This window comes from Frankia sp. CcI156, assembly GCF_001983015.1.
Taxonomy (GTDB): domain Bacteria; phylum Actinomycetota; class Actinomycetes; order Frankiales; family Frankiaceae; genus Frankia; species Frankia casuarinae.
In genome coordinates this window covers 1-23,134 of record NZ_MOMD01000018.1, presented here as the reverse complement: position 1 = coordinate 23,134, position 23,134 = coordinate 1, and the positions used below count along the sequence as shown (strand labels likewise).

Annotated in this window: 16 protein-coding genes and 1 pseudogene; 7 read left to right on the top strand and 10 right to left on the bottom strand. The window is 70.1% G+C overall.

The window, feature by feature from the left end; translation table 11 throughout:
* Nucleotides 1-362: 362 nt before the first annotated feature.
* The 9 genes from rplI to CcI156_RS08890 form a co-directional block, all read right to left on the bottom strand.
* Nucleotides 363-809, bottom strand: coding sequence for a 50S ribosomal protein L9 (rplI, locus tag CcI156_RS08930; RefSeq protein ID WP_011438873.1), 447 nt, complete (start codon nt 807-809; stop codon nt 363-365).
* Between the two features lie 9 nt (nt 810-818).
* Nucleotides 819-1,055 (bottom strand): 30S ribosomal protein S18, encoded by a 237-nt coding sequence (gene rpsR / locus CcI156_RS08925; protein ID WP_011438874.1) that lies wholly within the window; start codon nt 1,053-1,055, stop codon nt 819-821.
* A 50-nt stretch (nt 1,056-1,105) separates the two neighbouring features.
* The gene (locus tag CcI156_RS08920) at nt 1,106-1,663 is read right to left on the bottom strand and encodes a single-stranded DNA-binding protein (protein ID WP_023839971.1); all 558 of its coding nucleotides are present in this window, start codon (nt 1,661-1,663) and stop codon (nt 1,106-1,108) included.
* 63 nt (nt 1,664-1,726) lie between these two features.
* Nucleotides 1,727-2,053, bottom strand: a complete 327-nt coding sequence (gene rpsF, locus CcI156_RS08915) for a 30S ribosomal protein S6 (protein ID WP_011438876.1) — start codon at nt 2,051-2,053, stop codon at nt 1,727-1,729.
* 250 nt (nt 2,054-2,303) lie between these two features.
* On the bottom strand, nt 2,304-2,642 hold the full coding sequence (locus CcI156_RS08910) for a hypothetical protein (protein ID WP_011438877.1): 339 nt from the start codon (nt 2,640-2,642) through the stop codon (nt 2,304-2,306).
* A gap of 442 nt (nt 2,643-3,084) precedes the next feature.
* Complete coding sequence (locus tag CcI156_RS08905; protein WP_011438878.1) at nt 3,085-4,242, bottom strand: hypothetical protein; 1,158 nt, start codon at nt 4,240-4,242, stop codon at nt 3,085-3,087.
* Nucleotides 4,235-6,124: a glycosyltransferase family 87 protein gene (locus CcI156_RS08900; RefSeq protein ID WP_076805274.1), complete on the bottom strand. Its 1,890-nt coding sequence runs from the start codon at nt 6,122-6,124 to the stop codon at nt 4,235-4,237. Before CcI156_RS08900 ends, CcI156_RS08905 begins: the two co-directional genes overlap by 8 nt.
* Before the next feature lie 47 nt (nt 6,125-6,171).
* Complete coding sequence (locus CcI156_RS08895; protein ID WP_254847340.1) at nt 6,172-9,129, bottom strand: transglycosylase domain-containing protein; 2,958 nt, start codon at nt 9,127-9,129, stop codon at nt 6,172-6,174.
* Nucleotides 9,130-9,707: 578 nt separating this feature from the next.
* Entirely contained in the window at nt 9,708-10,115 is a 408-nt protein-coding gene (locus CcI156_RS08890) for a DUF5318 family protein (protein ID WP_076805291.1), read from the bottom strand.
* Between the two features lie 392 nt (nt 10,116-10,507).
* On the opposite strand from CcI156_RS08890, the pseudogene CcI156_RS08885 reads away from it, so the two are divergent.
* The 3 genes and pseudogenes from CcI156_RS08885 to CcI156_RS08875 all read left to right on the top strand — a co-directional run.
* Nucleotides 10,508-11,164 (top strand): annotated as a pseudogene (locus tag CcI156_RS08885) (PadR family transcriptional regulator); the annotation flags it as partial.
* 278 nt (nt 11,165-11,442) lie between these two features.
* On the top strand, nt 11,443-12,516 hold the full coding sequence (locus CcI156_RS08880; protein WP_076805273.1) for an inositol-3-phosphate synthase: 1,074 nt from the start codon (nt 11,443-11,445) through the stop codon (nt 12,514-12,516).
* A gap of 160 nt (nt 12,517-12,676) precedes the next feature.
* Nucleotides 12,677-14,065: an MFS transporter gene (locus tag CcI156_RS08875; protein ID WP_011438884.1), complete on the top strand. Its 1,389-nt coding sequence runs from the start codon at nt 12,677-12,679 to the stop codon at nt 14,063-14,065.
* Here the strand turns inward: CcI156_RS08875 and CcI156_RS08870 are convergent.
* Entirely contained in the window at nt 14,046-15,554 is a 1,509-nt protein-coding gene (locus tag CcI156_RS08870) for a CCA tRNA nucleotidyltransferase (protein ID WP_076805290.1), read from the bottom strand. The two genes, CcI156_RS08875 and CcI156_RS08870, sit on opposite strands and share 20 nt — an antisense overlap.
* Before the next feature lie 185 nt (nt 15,555-15,739).
* On the opposite strand from CcI156_RS08870, the gene CcI156_RS25565 reads away from it, so the two are divergent.
* The 4 genes from CcI156_RS25565 to CcI156_RS08855 all read left to right on the top strand — a co-directional run.
* Nucleotides 15,740-15,889 carry a hypothetical protein gene (locus CcI156_RS25565; protein WP_023839965.1) on the top strand — a complete coding sequence of 50 codons (150 nt, stop codon included), beginning with the start codon at nt 15,740-15,742 and terminating at the stop codon, nt 15,887-15,889.
* 87 nt (nt 15,890-15,976) lie between these two features.
* Complete coding sequence (locus CcI156_RS08865; protein WP_076805289.1) at nt 15,977-18,631, top strand: DUF6049 family protein; 2,655 nt, start codon at nt 15,977-15,979, stop codon at nt 18,629-18,631.
* Nucleotides 18,632-19,623: 992 nt separating this feature from the next.
* Nucleotides 19,624-21,414 (top strand): murein biosynthesis integral membrane protein MurJ, encoded by a 1,791-nt coding sequence (gene murJ, locus CcI156_RS27665; RefSeq protein ID WP_371681787.1) that lies wholly within the window; start codon nt 19,624-19,626, stop codon nt 21,412-21,414.
* A 403-nt stretch (nt 21,415-21,817) separates the two neighbouring features.
* The coding region (locus CcI156_RS08855; protein ID WP_217697682.1) for a protein kinase family protein at nt 21,818-23,134 on the top strand (1,317 nt) is incomplete at its 3' end.

The window sequence follows — 23,134 nt, the reverse complement described above, 5'->3', positions numbered from 1 at the left end:
AAAGTTATCCACAGGCCCTTGTGGAAAAGCTGTGGGCAACCGGCCGAAACCTGGGGAGGACATCGGGACGGAAATCGGAAACCTGTGGACACCCGAGACCACAACCTCGACGAAACCTAGCTGGCAGGCGCCTGCATCCCGAGTGCCCTGTGGATGAGAAAAAGTTTCGGATCTGGTCGTCGCCCCTTGCCCCACACACAACGAACTCCCCTGGCCGACCACCTGAGACGGTCGGCCAGGGGAGCCCGTACAGCGAGCGCGGCGGTACAGCGGGAGAAACGGCGGATGCCACCCCGTCAGACCCGCCTGACCTCGGGCCCATCCGGCCGCGATCAGGCCCGCCCTGCCCTGGTCAGACCTGATCAGGCCTGCGTGACCTGGAGCTTCACGGTCGCGGTCACCTCGGGATGCAGATGCACGGCGACGGTGTAGGCGCCCAGGGACTTGATCGGCGTGGTGAGCTCGACGCGGCGCCGGTCGAGCTCGGGGCCACCCGCGGCGGTCACCGCCTCCACCACATCGGCCGCCGTCACGGAACCGAACAGGCGGCCTTCCTTGCCCGCCCGGCTGGTCAGCTCGACCTTGAGGCCACCGAGCTGACCGGCGATCTCCTGAGCGTGCCCGAGATCGCGAACCGCGCGGGCCGACCGGGCCCGCTTGATCTGCTCGACCTGACGCTCCGCGCCCTTGGTCGCGAGGATCGCGTACCGGCGGGGCACGAGGTAGTTACGCCCGTACCCGTTCGCGACCTCCACGATGTCACCCGGACTGCCGAGACCGGGGACCTCCTGGGTCAGGATGAGCTTCATTGCCACCCCCTACCGGGCCGAGGCGGTGTAGGGCAGCAGCGCCATCTCGCGGCTGTTCTTCACCGCCGTCGCCACGTCGCGCTGGTGCTGGCTGCAGTTACCGCTCACCCGACGGGCCCGGATCTTACCCCGGTCGGAGATGTACTTGCGCAGCAGCGAAGTGTCCTTGAAGTCGATGTAGTCGACCTTGTCCTTGCAGAAAACGCAAACCTTCTTCTTGGGCTTGCGCACGGCCGCCTTGGCCATGGGTGTGCTCCTACCTCGTTGTGTCGTTCGCGAGGACGACGACCGGCCGCTCAAAACGGTGGCTCGTCGGAGTAGCCGCCGGCCGGTTGCGACCAGGGGTCATCGATGGGTGCTCCACCACTACCGCCGCCGTAGCCRCCGCCGGCCGGAACGCCCGCGGGAACACCGGCAGGTGCGCCGGGGGGCGCGCCGGCAGGCGCGCCGTAGCCGCCTCCGCCCCCGTAACCGCCGCCACCACCGCCACGCGCGGCCTTGACGACCTTGGCGGTGGCGTAGCGCAGGCTCGGACCGATCTCGTCGACGTCGAGCTCGATCACGGTGCGCTTCTCACCCTCGCGGGTCTCGAACGACCGCTGCTTGAGGCGGCCGGTGACGATGACCCGAGCGCCCTTCTGCAGCGACTCGGCGACGTGCTCCGCCGCCTGGCGCCAGATGGAGCAGCGCAGGAACAGCGCCTCGCCGTCCTTCCACTCGTTGGTCTGGCGGTCGAGGGTGCGCGGCGTGGATGCGACGGTGAAGCTGGCGACCGCGGCACCGTTCGGGGTAAACCTCAGTTCGGGGTCGTTGGCTAGGTTGCCGACGACGGTGATGACGGTTTCACCGGCCATGGGCACTCTCCCGGAGATCGGCGGCCCACGACGGCACGGGGACTGCCGTCGCCGCGGACCGGATCATGCCGCCGCCCGGCGGCTCTGACGTGGCTTCTTCGGCTCTGGAAGCCGGATGACCTTGGTGCGCATGACCGACTCGTTGAGGACGAGCTGACGGTCGAGCTCGGCGACGACGTCGGGCTCCGCATGAAGGTCGATGACGGCGTAGATGCCTTCGTGACTCTTGGCGATCTCGTAGGCGAGCCGGCGCCGCCCCCAGACATCGACCTTCTCCACCACGCCGCCGCCCTGACGGACGACACCGAGGTACTGGTCGAGAGAGGGCGCGACAGTGCGTTCCTCGAGGTCAGCATCGAGGATCACCATGAGCTCATAATGACGTGCCAAGGCTGAACCCACCTCCTGTGGACTCTGGCGGCCACGGATCTTCCGTGGCAGGAGGGACCGCGACCGGAACCTGTGCCGTCTCGAACGTGCTCGACGCGATGGATCTGAGAGGGAACCGCCCGTCAGCACATCCGGACGATCATCAGGGCACGCGGGCCACCCGGAGGCGCGCCGACCAATCATGACGAGTGGTCGGCCTGGACCAGCGGATGGACACACGTACGCCGGCGCACGGCATGTCCGGCCGAGCTTACTCGATTCCCCCGGGGGCCCTGGCGGCCCCGACCACGAGAACCACGCGAAGCCACGCCGTGAACACCCCGGCGAGGCAGACGAGGTTCACCGTGATCAGGAGGCCACGCATGTGCCGGGAGGGGGAGGGATCCGCGAGGGCGAACACGAGCACCGCGAGCGCCGCGGCGACCGCGACCACCGCGAGCATGCGGGCAGCCAGCTGCGGACCGACGCGCCCGGACCCGGAACCGCCGTGGCTGCCCGGGGAAGAGTCGTGGTCGCTCCCGGACGGGTCGCCGCCGACGTCCCCGGTGCCGGGCTCGGGCTGACCCGGCTGGGTATCCTGCCTGTCCACAGCATTGCCTCCCGTAGTTCCAAACGCCGAAGGCGAGGCGACGGAAACCCCGCACGGCCCCCGATGCCAGGGGCCCCCGCATTGCGCCGAAGGCGCCCGAAGGCTCCCGAAGGCTCCCGAAGGCTCCCCCAGGAACCTCGCCGAAGGCGAGGCGACGGAAACCCCGCACGGCCCCCGATGCCAGGGGCCCCCGCATTGCGCCGAAGGCGCCCGAAGGCTCCCGACGGCTCCCCCAGGAACCTCGCCGAAGGCGAGGCGACGGAAACCCCGCACGGCCCCCGATGCCAGGGGCCCCCGCATTGCGCCGAAGGCGCCCGAAGGCTCCCGAAGGCTCCCGAAGGCTCCCCCAGGAACCTCGCCGAAGGCGAGGCGACGGAAACCCCGCACGGCCCCCGATGCCAGGGGCCCCCGCATTGCGCCGAAGGCGCCATGCGGGGAAAGGCTAGTCCACCCACTGTCCCTGCGTGAAGGCGACGACCAGGGCTGCCATGATCGGCGTACCGGTACATAGATATACCGACTGTACCCAGCTCTGCCGCGCGGCGGCTCGYGCGAGCATCAGATACAACGGAAAGGCCACTAAAATTCCACGGATTCCCGATGCATAATAATTCGTGCAGGCCATTATCACGGTCATCACGCCGAGGAAGGTCGCCTCACCCCACCGTCTCCCGGCCAGCAGGATGATGGTCAGCAGTACCCCGACGACCACCGCGAGCAGTTCCCCGCGCCAGAACCAGACGAAGGTCGACGCACCGTTGCCATCCGTGGCCGATGCCCAGGTGGCGGTCCAGCCCGACCAGGGCCAGTCGAGGCCTCGGTGCCAGCCGTCCCGCATCGCGTCCGTGTAGGAGCCCCAGCCCCCGGTGCGAATCCTGAGATAGCCCAGGTAGGCGAGGACGGGGATGGGTGGAAGCCCCAACGACAACGCCGGCCGGGCGAACACCGGGAGGCCGGCGGAGCGCCGGCTCGCGACGTACTGCACGGCCAACGCGACCCCGAAGGGAATACCACTGATCCTGGCGGATGCCGCCCCGGCGCCCAGCAGGCCGGCCAACCACCAGCGGCTGCGACGTGCCGCCAGCCAGGACGCCGTCGCGAACCCCAGGAAGATGCCCTCCGAATAGGCGGCGAACAGGAACACCGCGTAGGGGAAGCAGATGAGGCTGAGGACGGCGAACCGCGCCGCGGACTTGCCGACCTCGTCCGCGGCCAACCGCCACAGCGCGGCGACCGCGACCGCACCGGCGAGGAACGACACGACCAGACCCGCGACAATCCAGTCCGGAACGACAATATGGACGATCCGCATCGCGATCGGGAGGCCGGGAAAGTCGACTTCTGTCCGGTCCGAGTAGGCGGGGGAGAGATAACCGTACCGGGCGACCTTCGTGAACAGGCCGACATCCCACCGGTCCCAGAGCGTGCGCAGGCCGGGAGCGTTTCGCGCCGGCGCCGAGGTAAGGACCCGCGCGGCGGCGAGCGCCAGCAGGGCGACCGCGACCCGGCTCCCGAACCAGATCGGCAGCGTGGCCCGGACCGGCTCCGGCAGCCGGGCCCAGGCCGCTCGGACCATCCCCGGCCCGATCGGATCATGCACCGCCGGACCCGGCCCCGTCGGCACTGCCGGCGCCCGGGCCTCCGGCCGGCTCGCCGGTGGCCGCCGCCGTAACCCACGCCGGCCGGCCGCCGCGGACATCGGGGGCATGGTCCAGCACCCCGCCCGCAGGGTCGTCAACGGCGTCCGGATCGCCGACGGCAGCGGAGCCGACCGCGACACGCGGATCACCCGGGTACGCCATTCCGCCGGTCCGCACGATGTCGGTATGCGGATGYAGGATCTCCCGGACGACGAATCCGGCCAGGACGAGCAGCACCAGGTCGCGCAGGGCCACCGCGCCGACGAACCATCCCCGGTCGATGCCGTGACGACCCTGCGTGTCGTTGTAGATGAAGTGCATGAATCGGGTGAACAGCACCCACGCCTCGCAGACCTGCCACAGCAGGAACAGCCTCCATCGGGGCCGAGCCAGTGCCGCCAGCGGTAGCAGCCAGATCGTGTACTGGGGTGAGAAGACCTTGTTGGTCAGCAGGAAGGCGACGACGAGCAGGAACAGCACCTGCGGCAGACGGGGCCGGCGCGGTGCGAGCCAGGTGAGTAACCCGATGGCGACCACCGAGACCAGCAGGGCCGCCCCAGTGATGATGTTCAACGTGGAGATGGGCAGGCCGTTGTTCCGCAAGCCCTGCAGGATCATCGGGAGGGCGACGACGATCGTCACCCAGCCGGCCGCGGCCGCCGCGATGACCAGCCGGCGCGCATMGGGCCGATGATGGATCGCGGCCGCGGCCACCGCGACGAGGACGACGGCAGTGAGCGCGGAGACCACCAGGTGCAGTGCTCCGAACCAGGCCGGGTCGTAGCGGCCGGCAAGCCAGGTCGCGCCGAACGCCAGCGAGTCCCAGTCGGCGCCGCGGTCGGAGTTCAGATCGAAGAACCGGGCGATGGCGTTGCGGGCCCCGTCCGGACCACCACCGACCAGCCGGATCCAGTCACCACCTCGCCAGAAGGTCGACCAGATGCTGTCGCCGACGCGGGCGTTCTCCGCGTTGAAGTAGCCGGCGGTCARCCATAGCGGGACGATGACCACCAGCACCGTCACCGCCGCCGCGCAGACGGTCCGGGCCAGTTCGCGCAGCCTCCCGGCCCGGAGGCAGAGAAAGGCCAACCCTAGCAGGAACAGGGCCGGATAGAGCTTCGTGAGGATGCCGAGTCCGATTAGCATCCCGGCGAGCTTCGGAGCCCGTCTGGACCAGGCAAGCAGGCCGCCCGCCGCGAACGCCACCGCGATGATGTCCCAGTTCGTCAGCAGATGCAGCACGAGGGTCGGCGCCAGCGCGAACAGAGCGGCGTCCCAGATCCGCCTCGATCCGGCCGCCAGCGCGGTGCAGCACACCGCGACCGAGGCCACGATCAGGAACAGCAGGGCGGTGAGGTCGTAGAAGACGGCCGACCGCATGTCCATCGTGTAATGGTCGAAGACGCGCTCGCCGTTCTCCTCCCGGTAGACCGCCCGCGGTCCGTTCGCGAGACCGGCCGGCCAGGCGACGAGCTGCATGGTGGCGCCGATCAACGGCGGATATTCCGTCGGGTAGTCCAGATAGGGGATCTTCCCGTCGACCAGCCCCTCCTGGCTGTACAACGCGACGATGTCGGAGTAGCACAACGCCGTGTACTGGTGCTCATGCGTCCAGTTCCGGGTGTCCCGGCAACTGATCTTCTGGGTGTAGCCGAGGACCCCGGCCACGATGACCATTGCCATCAGCACCCGCAGCGGGGTYAGCCAACCACGCCGGTCGGGCACGGCCGCGTGCTCACCCGGCGGCCCACCGATGAGCTGGCTTGCCCCCGCGACGACCGGGTCCTCCCGGGCCGGGCTGACGCGGACGGGGGACGCCGGGGACATGGCCATGCCCGTCATTCTCGCCCCATGACAGCCCATGACCAGCACTGAACTCGACCTCCCGGTCAGTTGAACGGGTCGGAGAAGATCCCCGTCTGTCGAGCCGGCCGGCCCGCCTGGCCGGCACCCTGCTGCTGACCACCGCCGTTGCCGTTGCCACTGGGGTTCAGGAGATCGCCCAGGTTGACGCCGGTATCGCCGGGCTGGCTCGATGAGGCGCTCGGCGCCGGGGTGGGTGTGGGAGTCGGCTCGGGCTCGTTATCCTGCACGAGGCCACCGAAGGCCGGCGGATCGAACTTCGACGGCGGCACCCCCGTCAGCGCGGCGTCCATGAACGCCTTCCACACCTTGGCCGGGTAGGTACCCCCGTAGACGCCCTTCTCGGCGCCGGGAATGCCCTTCAGCACATCCTGCTCGGTGCCCTTGCCCCGGAACATGTTCACGCAGGACGCGAGTTCCCTGGTGTACCCGCAGAACCAGGCCGACCGGAAGTTGGTCGACGTCCCGGTCTTGCCGGCGGCCTCCCGCCCGCCGTCCAGCCGGGCCCGCTTTCCGGTGCCACTCGAATCCGTCAACACGCTCTGCAGGGCGTACGTGGCGTCGCGGGCCACCGTGGCCGGGATGACCTGCTTCACATCCGGGGTACCCGAATAGATCACCTGCCCGTTGCCGTCGACCACCTTGTCCACGATGTGCGGTGTGGCCCGCACTCCGGCGCCGGCGAGGGTCGCGTAGACCGTGGTCATATCCACYGCGTGCACGTCGTCCTGGCCCAGCGTGATACCCGCTTCGTTGCGAAGCTGGGTGCTGGCCGGGATGCCAAGGTCGCGCGCGGTCTTGATGATGTTCGAGACGCCGATGTTCTGCCCCAGCGGTACGTACACCGTGTTGATGGAGCCCGCCGTCGCCTCGATGAGGTTCTTGTATCCGAGATCRCCCGCCTCACCCTCGTCGTTGCTGACCACGTAATTCCCCGGCAGTGTGATCTTGGCGGGAGCGGCGAAGGTCGACTTGAGGTTGATGTTCTGACGCAACGCGGCGACCAGAGTGATCGTCTTGAAGGTGGAGGCGGACTGCACCTGCGCCCCTGACACGTTGTCGACGTACTGCTCGTGGCCCTGTGCGTCCTTGCCGTAGAGCGACCCGCCGTACCAGGCGAGGATCCTGCCGGTCCCGGGTTCTATCGCGGTGAGCCCGGTACGCAGATCCGGCACGGCGGCGTACGCCGGGCCCAGCACGTCGCTCACCGCCTGGAAGGCCTTGAACTGCCGCCCCTTGTCGATCGTGGTCGTGATGCGCAGTCCACCGCGGTTGATCTGATCCTCGGTGATCTTCCCGACGGTCGTAAGCTCACGTTTGACCTGATCGCGGATGTACGCGATCTGGTCGGACGAGGCGGCGGCGTCCTGCGCCTTCGCGGCCACGGGTGGGGGGCTCTGCTGGGCGAGCCCCGGCGGAGCCCAGCCCTCGGCGACCATCGTCGCGACCACGTCGTGCCAGCGGTTCGCCGCCGGACCCGGGTTCTTGGCCGGGTCGAGGTAGTTGGGTGATCGGATCAGGCCCGCGATGACCGCCCCCTGGGCGGGGGTGAGTTTGGCGGCCGAGGTGTTGAAGTAGGCTTTCGCCGCCGCTTCGATACCGTAGGCGCCCCGGCCGAAGTAGATCGTATTCAGGTAGAACTCCAGGATCTGTCCCTTGGAGTACTTCTGGCCCAGCTTCACCGCGAGCACGATCTCGCGCATCTTGCGGGTGAAGGTCCGCTCCTGCGACAGGTACGCGTTCTTGGCGTACTGCTGGGTRATGGTCGAACCACCCTGCAGCTCCCCGCCGGTGACGTTCACGTAGAGCGCCCGGGCAATGCCCTTGGGAGAGATACCGGGTTCGTGATAGAAGTTCTTGTCCTCGGCCGCGAGCACCGCGTGCTGCATGTCCACGGACACTTCGGCGAGCGGCACGTCGGTGCGGTTCACGGTGCCGATCCGGGCAAGCTCCTCACCGTTGTCCTGGTGCGAGCCGGCCGGCGGTCCGTAGAAGATGATCGACGTCTGGTCCGTCTTCACCTCGGCAGGCAGCGGGACCCGGGTCGCCGCGTAGATGACGCCGATGCCGGCGGCGAACAGGAGAAGACCGGAGAAGAAGCTGGCGAAGACCAGACGGCGCAGCCAGCGCGGGCGCCGTCGCCACCACATCGGGCCGTGTCGCCCCTGGCCCGGCCGGGGGGCCTTCCCGTTGCGGCGCCCGGGTCCTCCCGCCCCGCCCGGGACACCCATCTCCGCCCGGGAGGATCGGCCCGGGCCGGCCCGGCCTGGACCGGGCCGGCCTGGACCGGTCCGGCGGGGCTCGATCCGATCCGCGCCCGGTCGCCCACCCGCCATCCGGCGGGTAGCGGCCGATCCGTCTCCCTCCCGTGCCCGGCTCCGGACGGCCATCAGTTCGGTGGCGCGGGTGAGGTCGCGCCGACCGGCCACCCGCTGAGCGGGCGTCACCTCGGTCATGCGGTCGCGGTCCGACACACCGTTGCGGCGGCCATTCCGGGAGTCCCGCTCCGGCATCACCTTGTGGTAAACGGTGGCGTCCACGGTGCGTTCCCGGACATCGACCCGTCGTAGGGCTTCCTGGTCGACGGTGTCGTACAGGGTGTTGACCTCGCCGGCTGTCCGGTCTGCCGGTTGGTCCGGCCCACGATCGGGGACGCCGCGGTCAGAGGCGGTCCGATCGGAGAACCCACGGCCGGGAACCCGCCGGGTGGGGGTCGCCCGACCGGAGGGCGCGCCGCCGCCTCGGCGACGACCGGTCGCCTCGCCGACGGGCATGCCGGGACGAGCGCTGGACGGTTCACGGCCGGGCGCGTCGGACTTCCCGATGCCACGGTCCGGCACCCACCCCCCGACGGTGGCACCGGCACCCCGACCGGTCCCACCGTCCGGCGGCGTGTTCGTCCTCGCCGCGGCGGAGGGAGCCGCGGGTGGCACGAGAGCGGTGCGTTCCCCTCTCCCGCCGGTGGGCCGGCCCGTCGGCGGCACCAGCCGGCGTCCCTGGGCCTGGCCTGCCCGGGCCTGGCCTGCCCGGGCCTGGCCTGGCTGGGCCTGGCCGGGCCTGGCCTGCTCCGGCCGCCGGGCGCGGTCCGGGGGTACCCGGTCCGGGGGTACCCGGTCCGCGGGTACCCGGGACTGGCCGTCCGGGTTAGGCCATGCTCGGTCAGGTGCAGGACCACCCCGACTAGAGCCCTGATCGTAGGGAGAGCTCACCAACCGCTCCATCCGTCGCCGCGGGACTCCCCGGTATCCGGACCGCCGCAGKAGACGGGCCGGCGCCCCCAACCATCACCGAAGGTCCGATTTCCACAGGATCTACAGAACCGGCCCGTCTCGGCCCGGACCGTGCACGATCCCGGCGACCACCGGTCCACCATCGGACCGGGGCCGACTACGTGATGTTCGCTCACTCGCCGCATTCACCCGGCGAGRCTGTGACGAGGTCAGCCCATGGCGGATGCGACGCCAGGACCTGCCATGAGACCCACATGGCAGACCAGGGTCTCACGCCGAATTCCGCCCCCTCGCGCAGGGCGTCCTTTGCGCCTCTCGGGGACGACCAGCCGTCAGCGGTCCGCGGTCCGCCGCCGGATCTGCTTCTTCGCCCTCGGCTCCCCCGTCCCGATCACATAAGAAGTGACCAGGTGGTTCCAGCCACAGGGCGGACACACCTCCACCACATAGATCCGCAGCTCGCTGTACCTCGACGCGAGCGCGGGGAGCTCCCTGGTGGTGCGAACCCGCCCGGAGCTCTCTCCGAGCTCGTCGCCGTAGGCGTAGGTGACATGGATGAGCGGATCGCCGCCTCGGCAGACCGGGCATCGCTTCGTGGTCCGCTCACCGTGGTACCTGGCCGCCCGCAGCAGATAAGGATGCGCGTCGCAGACATCCAACGACGAGATCCTGCCCGCGAAGAGATCCGCCAGCGTCGCCCGGCGGGCGAGCGCGTAGTCGATGACCGACCGCRGACGCATGCCAGCAACGGTACGCCGGAGCCGGCTTCCRGACAGACGGTCCGCACAGACGGTCCGCACAGCCGCCAAACCGGTCTCCCAGCTCCACATCCCGACTGTGATCCGGATGACAGTGTGAGCCCGCCCGCACCGGGATCTGGCCGCGCGGGACCGATGGTCCGGCAGGGGTCGGGATGCACCGGCAGGGCGCCTATCTGTCATCTCCCGGTCGCCGACTGGTCATTCCTGGTTGCGGTGCTCGTCCCGCGACGTCTATCCTCGATGTATCGCTCCGATATGTCGAGCTGACCGTTCCGCGGGCCGTGGTCCACCACGGCCCGCGGAACGGTCGGCAGGGCATCACGGGGCATCACGGGGCATCACGGGGCATCACGGTCGAGAAGGGGTGGATCATGCTGGAGCTGGCGGTCCTCGCCCTGCTCTCCGAGAGCCCTATGCACGGCTATGAACTGCGCAAACGGCTCGCGGCGCTCCTCGGCGCGTTCCACCGGTTCAGCTACGGCTCGCTCTATCCCTGTCTGCGTCGTCTCGCGTCCGCCGGCTACGTCACCGCGGACGACGTCGGCGCCGCGAGCCGTCTCGGCGGGCGCAGYCGGGTCGTCTACACCTTGACGGGCGAGGGCAAGGAGAAGCTCGCGGACCTGCTGGGCGAGGGCGGACCGTCGTCCTGGGAAGACGAGATGTTCGGCGTGCGCTTCGCCTTCTTCTCGAAGACGGACGCCGCTGTCCGCCTCCGCATCCTCGAAGGTCGCCGCGGGCGGCTCGAGGAGCGCCGGGAGAAGGTTCGATCGGCCCTGACCCGGACCGTCGAGCGTTTCGACTCCTACACACTCGAGTTGCAGCGCCACGGCCTGGAATCGGTCGAACGTGAGGTCCGCTGGCTGAACGAGCTGATCGAGACCGAACGCGCCGGCACCCCCGTCGGCACCCAGGGACCACAGTTGTCCACAGGATCCACAGGTTTGCCCACAACCCCGTCCACAGGATCCGTGCAGCCGGGGGTACCCGTCGTCGAACCAGCCCGCCCAAGCGGGCCGGGAAGCCCTCCGGCGCAGGCGGACCGCCAGGACGACCCGCGCGCACGGGATAGCGGCACGCCTGCCGACGGCGACGCGCACCTGAACGTGAACGTGAACAGGCGTGGCCGGAGCAGGCGGGCCCCGCGGACAGCCGGCCAGGACCCCGACGGCGAGGTCCCGACCACCCGATGAACGTCATCCCGTAGCGGGTCCCTGTTCCCGACCAGCATGATCGGGAATGCCGCGGCGGAGCTGCGTGCCCCATATGACCCACTTCCACGAAGATCTCAGCTAAGGAGCAGACCATCATGGGCTCGGTACGTGTCGCCATTGTCGGCGTAGGCAACTGCGCTGTCTCGCTGGTCCAGGGGATCGAGTACTACCGCGATGCCGACCCGTCAGCCCGGGTCCCCGGGCTGATGCACGTGCGGCTGGGCGAGTACCACGTCTCGGACCTGACATTCGTCGCCGCGTTCGACGTGGACGCGAAGAAAGTCGGCCGCGACCTCTCCGAGGCCATCGCCGCCAGCGAGAACAACACCATCAAGATCGCGGACGTCCCCCCACTCGGGGTCACCGTCGGCCGCRGCCACACCCTCGACGGCCTCGGCCGCTACTACCGGGAGACCATCGAGGAGTCGGACGAACCGCCGGTTGACGTCGTCGCAACCCTGCGGGAGACCCGTGCCGACGTACTCGTCTGCTACCTGCCGGTCGGCTCCGAGGACGCCGCGAAGTTCTACGCCCAGTGCGCCATCGACGCCGGCGTCGCCTTCATCAACTGCCTGCCGGTGTTCATTGCCGGGGTGCCCGAGTGGGCGGAGAAGTTCCGCGCGGCAGGCGTGCCGATCGTCGGCGACGACATCAAGTCACAGGTCGGCGCGACCATCACCCACCGGGTTCTGGCGAAGCTCTTCGAGGACCGCGGCGTGATCCTGGATCGGACCATGCAGCTCAACGTCGGCGGCAACATGGACTTCAAGAACATGTTGGAACGCGAGCGGCTGGAGTCCAAGAAGATCTCCAAGACGCAGGCCGTGACCTCCCAAGTCTCCCACGACCTCGGCAAGGACAACGTGCACATCGGGCCGTCGGACTACGTCGCCTGGCTGGACGACCGCAAGTGGGCCTATGTCCGCCTCGAGGGACGTGCCTTCGGCGACGTGCCGCTGAACCTCGAGTACAAGCTTGAGGTATGGGACTCCCCCAACAGCGCCGGGGTGGTCATCGACGCGGTGCGCTGCGCCAAGATCGCACTCGACCGGGGCATCGGCGGCCCGGTCCTCTCCGCCTCCTCCTAYTTCATGAAGTCCCCGCCGGAGCAGTACCGCGACAACGAGGCCCGGGACCGGGTGGAGGCGTTCATCCGCGACGAGGGCTGATCGAGGGCTGATTCCTCGTCGTCCTCATCTTTCTCGTCGGGTCCTCCTCGTCGGATCGGCCGGCCAGCGGACCCGGTCGGAAACACAAGGTCCGGCCGCCCGGAGGGGGGCGGCCGGACCTTGTGCCCCGAGCCGACCAGTCTGGTCCTAGGCTGACGACGTGGCCCGGGCGGAGAACCTTCGTGAGCTGCTGCACGATCGTGGGTTCCGGATGCTCTACGCGTCCAGGCTCACCTCCCAGGCCGCCGACGGCGTCTTCCAGGCGAGCCTCGTCAGCTATGTGCTGTTCTCTCCCGAACGGGCGACCTCAGCGGCGGCCCTGGCCGCGTCGCTCGCGATCGTTGTGCTGCCGTTCAGCGTCATCGGACCCTTCGCCGGCATCGTGCTCGATCGCGTGTCCCGCCAGCGGGTTCTGGTGGTCTGCTCACTCGTCCGGATGCTGTTGATGGGCATCCTGGTCGCTCTGATCGCCACCGGCCAGACGGGCCTCGACTTCTACGCGGTGGCACTGGCTTCGGTGAGCATGAACCGCTTCGTGCTGGCGGCGCTGTCCGCCGGGCTCCCGGTCGTGGTCGGCCTCGACCGGCTTGTCACGGCGAACGCCTTGTCCGTCACCTCCGGCACCGTCGCGACGCTCGCCGGAGCCGGTGTCGGCAGCGGACTGCGCGGGCTGATCGGCGGCGAGGACGGGGCGGTGGCGTTCGTCGCCGCTCTGGCGGCTCTCACCTACCTTGTAGCCGCCGCCACCGCGGCGCGGGCGGGGCGGAGCGACTTCGGTCCGCTGGAGACGATGGCCTGGCAGGGCGCCTGGGCGCAGACCACCCAGGTCGTCGCCGACATGCTCGACGGCGCCCGCTATCTGGTGAACCACGGGCCGGCCCGGCGGGCGCTCGCCGCCCTCACCACCTCGCGGGCCGCCTACGGCCTGATCCTCGTGATGACGGTGTTGCTGTATCGCAACTACTTCACCGGCTCGGAAGGCGGGCTCGCGGGACTCGCCGCCGTCGTCGCCGCCAGTGGAGCCGGCACGATCAGCGCCGCGCTCGCGACTCCCCGCGTCACGCGGCGCATGCCGAAGTCGAGCTGGATCGCCCTCGTCCTGGTACTCGGCGGGGTCGTCGAGGTCGCGCTCGGGCTACCCTTCTCCTCGACGCTGTTCATCGTCGCGGGAGCGTTGCTCGGGTTTTCCGCACAGGCCAGCAAGATCTGCGTGGACACCATCGTGCAGGAGGAGACCGACGACGCCTACCGCGGTCGCGCCTTCTCGCTCTACGACCTGCTGTTCAATGTCGCCTTCGTGGCGGCCGCGGCGGTGGCCGCCGTGGTCCTGCCGGACGAGGGCCGGTCCGTTCCGGTGGTCCTGGTAGCCGGGGCCGGCTACGCGCTCGCCGGGATCCTGTACTACCGGGCCGCCCACCGCCATCCGGAAGACCGGATCATCCGTCACATCGGCGAGCCCGGATCGGCACGACCGGCTGACCGCCCTGGCCCGGACGGTCAGCCTGGCCCGGACGGTCAGCCCAGGCCCGTCACCCCCGCCGAGGCGTGAGCTCACCGGGGACGGGCGCATCACCGGGGACGGGCACCTCGTGCTCCCGGGCCCACCGGAACAGTTCGGCCTCGGCGGCCTCCCGGCCGACGATCCCGTGCTCGAAGCGGAACTCCAGCATGTGCGACCGGGCCTGGCCCACCAACCGGGACGGTGGCAGCCCCAGCAGCACCATGATGTCGTCCCCGGAAAGCTCCGGCCGGATCGCGGCGATCTCCTCGCGCGCGGCGAGCTCGGCGATCCGCTCCTCGAGCGAGTCGTACGTCCGGGACAACGCCGCGGCCTTGCGCCGGTTGCGGGTCGTACAGTCCGAGCGGACCAGCTTGTGCAGCCGGGAGAGCTGAGGACCCGCGTCGTGCACGTAGCGGCGTACGGCGGCGTCGGTCCACTCGCCCGCCCCGTATCCGTGGAAGCGCAGGTGCAGRTAGACAAGCCGGCAGACCGCGTCAGTCACGTCCTTGGGGAAGTGCAGCGCCGCGAGCCGGCGGCGGGCCATGTCCCGGCCGACGACCTCATGGTGGTGGAAGGACACCCGCCCACCCGTCATGTGCCGGCGGGTCCGCGGCTTGCCGATGTCATGCAGCAGCGCGGCCCAGCGCAGCACCTCGTCCGGCTCCCCCGGCTCCTCCAGGGTCATCGCCTGACGCAGCACCGTCATGGTGTGGGCGTAGACGTCCTTGTGCTGGTGGTGCTCGTCGATCTCCATCCGCATGGCGGACACCTCGGGCAGCACGATGTCGGCGATCCCGACCTCGACCAACCGCTCCAGACCGGCGACCGGGTCGGGAGCCGACATGAGCTTGCGCAGTTCGTCGCGGATCCGCTCGGGGGAGACGACCGCGAGCCGATCGGCCCGCGAGCGCATCGCCGCGACCAGCTCGGGTACCGGGGTGAGGCCCAGGGCCGCCTCGAACCTGGCGGCCCGCAGGATGCGCAGCGGGTCGTCGTCGAACGACGCCTCGGGGCTTGCGGGGGTACGCAGCACGCCGCGGGCGAGATCTGMCATCCCGCCGAACAGGTCGACGAAGTCATGGCCGGGCACGGACACCGCCATCGCATTCACGGTGAAGTCCCGCCGGGACAGGTCCGCCTCCAGGCTGTCGCCGTAGGTCACGGCCGGATTGCGGGACTTCCGGTCGTACGCCTCGCTACGGTAGGTAGTGATCTCGAACCGGACACCGTGCCGAGCGAGCCCGACCGTGCCGAAGGCGATTCCGGCCTCCCAGGTCGCCTCCGCCCATCCTCGGGTGATCTCCAGAACCCGCTCGGGGCGGGCGTCCGTGGCAAAGTCGAGATCGGCCGGTACGGCCCCGGACACAGCGGATGCCGGCCTGCCGAGCAGGGCGTCCCGTACCGAACCACCGACGAGGTGAAGGAGGTAGCCGTTCGCGGTGAAGACGCGGCCAAGCTCATCGGCGGCCGGCGGCACCCTCAACAGCTCACTCACCACCCGTTCGGYCGAGTCTCGCGGATTGTCCAGACTGATCACTGACACACCTTCAGGTTACGGCCTCACCGCCGGTGATCCGGCACGTGGACCCGAAACAATGATCATGATTTCTCGGCGTCCAACCCTCGGCGTCCAACCGGGGAGGGCCTAGCGGAACCAAGCCGTAACCCCGGCGTTCCGGACAGGCGGGCCGGCTGGTCGCCGGGGGCTCGTACGATCAACCMATGCCGCCGCCGACCTCCACCACCGGTCGCGCGCCGTTGCGCCGGGCGGCGGAGTGGGTGCTGTTGACCCAGGTGACCGGCAGCCTCGCGTACGCCGATGAACGCCGCCTGATCCACGAGGTGCCCACCCTGCTGACTACGACCGCATGACCACACGACCGCATGACCACACGACCGCATCGACAGACTTCGGATGAGTGAGACAGGCTGTTCGGATGAGCGGGACAGGCTGTGACGATGCGTGAGAAGGGACCCGGGCGGCGCCGTCGTGGACCTCGTTGGGCGGCGATGCTCGCGGCGCTGGCCCTGTTCGCCGTGGCCGTGCCCGGGGTCTGCGCGGCCTCGGCTTCGGCTTCGGCCCCCGCGTCGGCCGGGGGAGTCCTCGTCGAACCGGTTACCCACCACGGTTCATCTACAAGAACACCACGATCTTCCGCATCTTCATCCACCGATAAATCGAATAATTTGCCATCTATCACTCCGGATAACACGGCAGCCAGGCCCGGTGGTTCGCCGAACCCGGTGACGATTGATCTGGATGAGGTAAGTCCCCCCACCCCGGGGGGCTCGACCATGCTCTCCGTCAGCGGCCAGCTCATCACCACGGTCGGGGAGCCGCTGGCCCACCTCTCCATGAGCCTGTGGATAGGCGCCAGGGTGACCTCACGCGGGCAGCTGGCCACCCTGACCGATGACCCGGCCACGGCGAGAACACGCAGCTACCGCCAGGTGGTCCTCGCGAACGGCGACGGCACCCAGCCGCTGGYCGCCCCGCCCACCCAGGGTGCCGCGCCCGTGCCCTTCCGGATCGCCACCGATCGCGCCGCGCTGGACCTGCCGCCGAGCCTGGGGGTGTACCCGATCCAGCTACGGATTACCGGCTCCGTCGGGGGCCGCGCCGTGGCACCGATCGGCGCGGCCTACACCTTCCTGGTCTGGGCGCCGAATCCGCAGCAGCCGAGGACGCCGATCGCAGCGGTCCTGCCGATCGCAGATCAGCCGCGCCTGCGCTCGGACGGCAGGCTGACCGACAACGCGCTCGCGGACGAGGTGAAGCCGGGCGGCCGGCTGTCCCGGCTGCTGACCGCCGCCGCGCCGCCGGTCACGCTCGCCGTCGATCCGACCCTGGTGCAGGCGCTGACCATCATGGCGCAGCCGGGCGGCTACGACTACGCCACCCCGGGCGGGCCCGTTCATGCGCAGGCGAACGCCGATGCGGCCCTTTTTCTCTCCGACATCGTGCGCTTCGCCGAGCACGGAGGCATGGTGTTCGCGCTGCCCTACGGGGATGCCGATCTGACCGCGCTCGTCCACGCCCGGAAGCTGGACACGATGAAGTACGCCGTCAAGACTGGCGAAGTTGTGCTGGCCCAACTGTTGGGGCGTGCCCCTCTACAGAAGGGCACCATCGCATACCCTGCCGACGGGTCGGCGGACGCCACCACCGTGGACGTACTGCGCCAGCTGGAGGTCGGGACCGTGATCCTCGATGACCAGCTGCTACCCCCCGCGACGAAGATCACCTATACTCCGTCAGCGACCGTCAGCCTCGCCACCTCGGCCGGACCGATCCAGGCGCTCGCGGCCGACCGCCGGCTCACCAGGATCGCAACCGCCTACACCGGGCTGCCCGACGGTCCCGACTTCGGGACGGCCCTGGCACGCCTGCGGGCCGAGCTCGGCATGATCACCGCCGAACGACCCGAGCAACGGTTCCAGGTCCTGGCGCTGCCCCGGGACTGGGATCCGCCGAGCGACTGGGCACGGTCGGTACTCGACACCCTCACCAGCGGCTACTCCATCTCGGTGGGACTCGACGCAGGTGCCGGGGGCCAGGGCCGGCCGGCCGACCGGCCGGGCCGGCTCGTCTACCCGGCCGAGGCACAGGCCCGCGAACTGCCGGCCAACTACCTCACCGCCGTCGAGGACGTCCTCGACGAGGTGCAGGCCCTGAGCCCCGTGCTGTGCCCACCCAGGCGCGGTCCCAGGTGCCAGCTGCAGCTCATCAACCCGATGAAGAACGCGCTTGTCACGGCGGCCTCCGCCGCGTGGCGGGGAGACCGCAGGGTTGACGGTGTGTCGTTGAGCCAGCAGGTGGACGGGGAGGCGTCCGCGATCCGCAACGGAATCCAGGTGGTGGCCTCCCGCAGCGTCAACCTGACGAGCAAACGTGGGCTGGTCCCGATCACCTTGGAGAACAACACCCAATACGAGGTCACTGTGGTGCTCGCCTTCTCTTCGACCAACCGGTCCCGGCTGCGCTCGCCAGCCCGGCAGACACTCCGCCTTCCCCCAGGGCAGAAGGCTCAGGTCGAGATCGGGATGGAGGCCGAAGGCGCGGGAACGTTTCCCCTCGAGATCCGCAAACTCAACCTCGACGGGCAGGCGCTGTCCAAGGAACCACCGAACCGGGTTCTCGTCCGATCCACCGTCTACGGCGCCATCGCGACCGCGATCACCATCGGTGCCATCGGCGTGCTGCTCCTGGCGGTCATCATCCGCCTGGCGCGACGGCTACGGGCCCGCCTGCGTGGGGCCGAGGACGACCTGGGTAGACCGGCGGGTCCGCACGAGGCTATGACCGGGCCGACTGCCCCGCTCTACCCGGTGAACCAGGTGAACCAGGTGAACCAGGTCGATCCGGTCGCCCCCGCCGGTCCGCTCACCCCCGCCGGTCCGCTCACCCCCGCCGCCTCGGTCTCGACCCGGCATAGTGGCGACGACGAGCGCGAAGCCRCCACCTCRACTACGACGACGCCGGTGGTACGGACGGMCGTCCGGCGCTATGACGACCAGGACCGAGACACCCTTCGCCACGGCCTCGACAGCCAGGAGGACACCGGCGACTCGGCGGCCACAGCTCCCTTCCGACGGCGACGGAGCGGCCCATGACGCCGGTCGAGGAGGAGGGCCGGCCTGGGGCCCGGCATCGCAGGGGTGCTACCGACCCCCGGCGTGATCGCGGTACCGGCGGTGGACCGTCGGACCGGGACCCACCCGATGTCGGGTACTGCGACGAGGACGGCTACCCGGCGGCCGAACGCCCGGCCCGGTTCCCCCCGGACCAGTCGTATCCCGGTTATCCCTGGCAGACCCGTCCGGAGCAGCCAGATCCGGACCGGGGACTCGCGCGCCGGCCCCGGCACTCCGAACGGGACCATCCGGAACGGGACCATCCTGTCGACCCGGACGGACGCCGTGGCGCGCCACGGTTCGACGCGCCACGGTTCGACGCGCCACGGTTCGACGCGCCACGCCATGAAGACCGGCGGCAGGGCGACCCACGGTACGACGGCGCGCGCTATGACGGCCCGCGCCACCCGGACCCGCGCCATGACGGCCCGCGCCACCCGGACCCGCGCCACCCGGACCCGCGCCATGACGGCGCGCGCTATGACGGCCCGCGCCACCCGGACCCGCGCCATGACGGCGCGCGCTATGACGGCCCGCGCCACCCGGACCCGCGCCATGACGATCCCGCGAGCTCCCGCGACGAGCGGTATCCGCGATCCGCAGACCGCCYCCCCRCTCCCGGCGCTCCGCGCATGACCGCCGGCGAGCAGACCCGGAAGCTTCCCGCCACGTCGGGCCCACCACCGCCGCCTCCCCATGTGCCGCCTCCGTCGGAAGGAGGTCCCCCGCCGGGGCCACGCATACCGGAACGATCGCAACGCGGCACCCCGCCGCTGGACGACGGGCGGACGAGCCGGCTGCCGACCCCGCCCGGGGTCGGCCCTGTCATCCCCATCGGACGATCCTCATGGCGGGACACCCCAGACCGCCCAGAGCCTGCGGCGCGTCCGGAGCGACGCACCCGAGCCGACCGTTCCCGTCGGGACGGCGACGAGCGCCGTCGGCCGTCCTTGAGCGAGTCCAGGCCGACGGTGGCACTTCCTCGCAGCAACGTCCGCCGCATCCCCCCCGAACCGGCCCGACGAGACACCGGCACGGCGCCGCACGGCAGCACAACGGCGCGGCGCGACAGCACAACGGCGCGGCGCGGCAGCGCAACCATGCAGGCCGGCAGCCCGGCCGAGGCCGGGCCCGGCCTCGGCCGGGCCAGTGGAACCATGGCGATCGGCACGATCGTCTCCCGGGCATCCGGGTTCCTGCGGACCGTCGCGATCGCCGCGGCGATCGGGACCGGTGCGGTGAGCCAGGCCTACAACGTCGCCAACACCACGCCGAACATCCTCTACGACCTGCTCCTCGGCGGCGTCCTCACGAGCGTCGTGGTGCCGGTCATGGTCCGCACCGCGAAGGAGGATCCCGACGGGGGGGACGCGTTCGCGTCGTCGCTGCTCACACTCATGATCCTCGGCCTCGGGGCCGTCGTGGCAGTGGGCATGCTGATCGCCCCGTGGATCATCAGTCTCTACCTGCACGCCGGCTCCGACGAGCGGGCGCTCGCCGCCACGATGCTGCGGTGGTTCCTGCCGCAGATCGTCTTCTACGGGGTAGGCGCGACGATCGGGGCGATCCTCAACGTCAGACAGTCGTTCACCGCGCCCATGTTCGCCCCGATCCTGAACAACCTGCTGGTCATCGTCACCTGTCTGGGCTTCACCTATTTCATCGCGGGGCCGCGCCCGCCGGGTGTGGACGGGCCGAAGGCCATCACCGACACTCAGGTGACGGTGCTCTGCGCCGGGACGACGCTGGGCGTCGTCGTCATGACCCTCGCACTGCTCCCCTCGCTGCGCAAGGTCGGTTTCCACTACCGGCCGCGGTTGGACATGCGGCATCCCGAACTGCGCTCGACGGCCCGGYTGGCGGGGTGGACGCTGCTGTTCGTCGTGATCAGCCAGGCCGGCTATCTGGTGATCGTCAACCTGTCGACGGCGACGACCGCCTACACGATCTACACGTACGGATACCAGATCTTCCAGCTCCCGTACGCCATCATCGGCGTCTCGGTCATCACCGCGCTGTTGCCGAGGATGAGCGGGCACGCCGCCCAGGGGCGCAGCGACCTGGTGCGGGCCGACATCTCGATGGCAACCCGGATCACGATCACCGCGATCGTGCCCGCCGCCCTGTTCATCCTCGCCCTGGGCCGGCCGATCGCCGTCGCCGTGTTCCATCACGGCGCGACCGGCTACGGCGACGCTGTGGACATCGGCGACACCCTCAGCGCCTTCGCCCTGGCCCTCGTGCCGTTCTCTCTGTTCCAGGTGCAGCTACGGGTGTTCTACGCCTACCAGGACAGTCGCACCCCGGCCCTGGTCAACATCGGGGTCGTGGCGGTGAACGTCATCGGTGCCCTGGTCCTCACCGTGGTCGTGCYCGAGGAGCACCGGGCCGTCGCGCTGGCGCTCTCCTTCGCCACCGCCTACCTGATGGGCCTCGCTGCGACGAGCGCCCTGTTGCACCGGCGGCTCGGGGGAATCGATGGCAATCGCACCGTGCGGGTCATCACCCGGGTTGCGATCTCGGCCGGGATCGGCGCCGTCCTCGCGTCGCTTCTCGCCCGAGGTGTCCGCGCGGTCGTGGGTGAGGGGTGGCTTGGTTCCGGGATCGCGGTGGTGCTCGCCGCGGCCGTGGGAGGCGGGCTCTTCCTCGCGGTCGGCACCCGGACGGGGATACACGAGATCAACGCCCTGCTGGCGGAGGTGAACGGACGACTCGGCGGCCGGCTGCCCCGACCGCCGGGACGGTCATCGCAACGCGACTGACCGGCGGTGATGGCACCTACGGGCCAGCCGAGACGATCCCGCCGGCACCAGGAAGATCCTCGTCGTCGTTGCTCTCGGGGCATCCTCGCACGTCACCGGAAGAATCGGCTCGCCGATCGTCACAGTCGGTACACATGGGCGGGTTGTCCCAAGACATTCGCGAGATCCTCCTGACCTCCTCGTACACTGGACACGCTGTGCGCGGGCCCCACCCAACGTCGCCGGTGAACCAGGCGCAGCCTCCCGCTCGTCGCTTCGTTCATCGAGGCGGCTGGTCAGAGCGACGGAGGGTRCCCGGGTGTCCGCCTACGGTGGCGGCACGCTGGGCGGAACCCCTGCCCGGGTGAGGTAGGGAAGCCGACGGCGGATTATGGACGCCGGGCCCGTGGACGACGGAGGCGCTGTGGTCGACGGAAGCAACCGACCGCAGGCCGGGGACGTCGATAACGACGTGAACCCGAACGCGCCCGGAGTCCGGGGTGCGACGCCGCCCTCCGGCACCGCCATCCTCGCCGAGTCCGTGCTCGACCGCCGCTACCGTCTACTCTCCGCATTGACGACCCGTGGGCCCGTCACCCTCTGGCGAGGCGACGACAAGGTGCTCGCCCGACCGGTGGCGGTGCGCATCGTCGAGCACGGCCCCGCGTCCGCGGGCGGCGGCGGGCCGGTCACGGATCCGGCGCAGGAGCAGGCGGCCCGTCGGCTTCTCACCGCGGCGATCAACTCCGGTCGGCTGGTGCATCCCGGGGCCGCCTCGACCTACGACGCCACCACTACCACGGCCGAGTCCCGACGCATCTCCTACGTCGTCTCGGAATGGGTGGACGGCAAAACGCTGCGTCAGCTTTCCACCGACGGGCCGCTACGCCCGGAGCAGGCCGGCGCCGTGGTGCTCGCAGCGGCCCGAGTCATCGCCGCGGCACACGAGCGCGGCATCCATCACGGTGACCTGAACCCCGGTGACGTCATCGTCTCCAGCCACGGCACCGTCAAGGTCATCGACCTGGAGATCGGCGGGGTGCTCGCGGAACTCGACGGTTCCCTCCCCGCGACGGAGCTCGACGGGCACGGCAGGCAGCCCGACCAGAGTGGGATCGGCGGGGACGACGGTTCCGGCCCAGGCACGGCCGACCGCGCGGGCGGCGGCTCCGACGCCACGGCGGTGAATCCCGACCTGATCGCCGCGGCCGACGTCCGGGCGCTCGGTGGCCTGCTGTATGCCGGGCTCACCGGTTACTGGCCCCTTGGCGGGGACCACGGTCTGCCCACCGCACCCACCTCGGGCGGCCGGCTGCGGACTCCCCGACAGGTCGCCTCGTCAGTTCCGCGTGATCTCGACGCCATCACCATGGCCACCCTCGGCGACGACCGGGTCGGAGCGCCCATCACCACGGCGGCCGACCTGGTCGAGGAGCTGGAGTCGATCAACCCGGTGGACGCCGTGCTCGACACCGGGTTGATGAGCCTAAGCGACGCCCCGCCCAGCACCGAGGCGATGGATGTGGACGCCTTCGCCTCCTCGGACTACCTCGCGCCGGGGAATTACCCGGCGCAGGGCCGCTATGCCGACACGGCCGGCTACCCCGGCCCCGCCCAGGCCCGGGACGCCCGGTACGCCCGGTACGACACCCGGGTGGAAGGCCCCCGCGGGTCGCGCGCTGGCGGGACCGGCTACGGCCGCGGCGGATACGACGACCGCGGCGGATACGACGACCGCGGC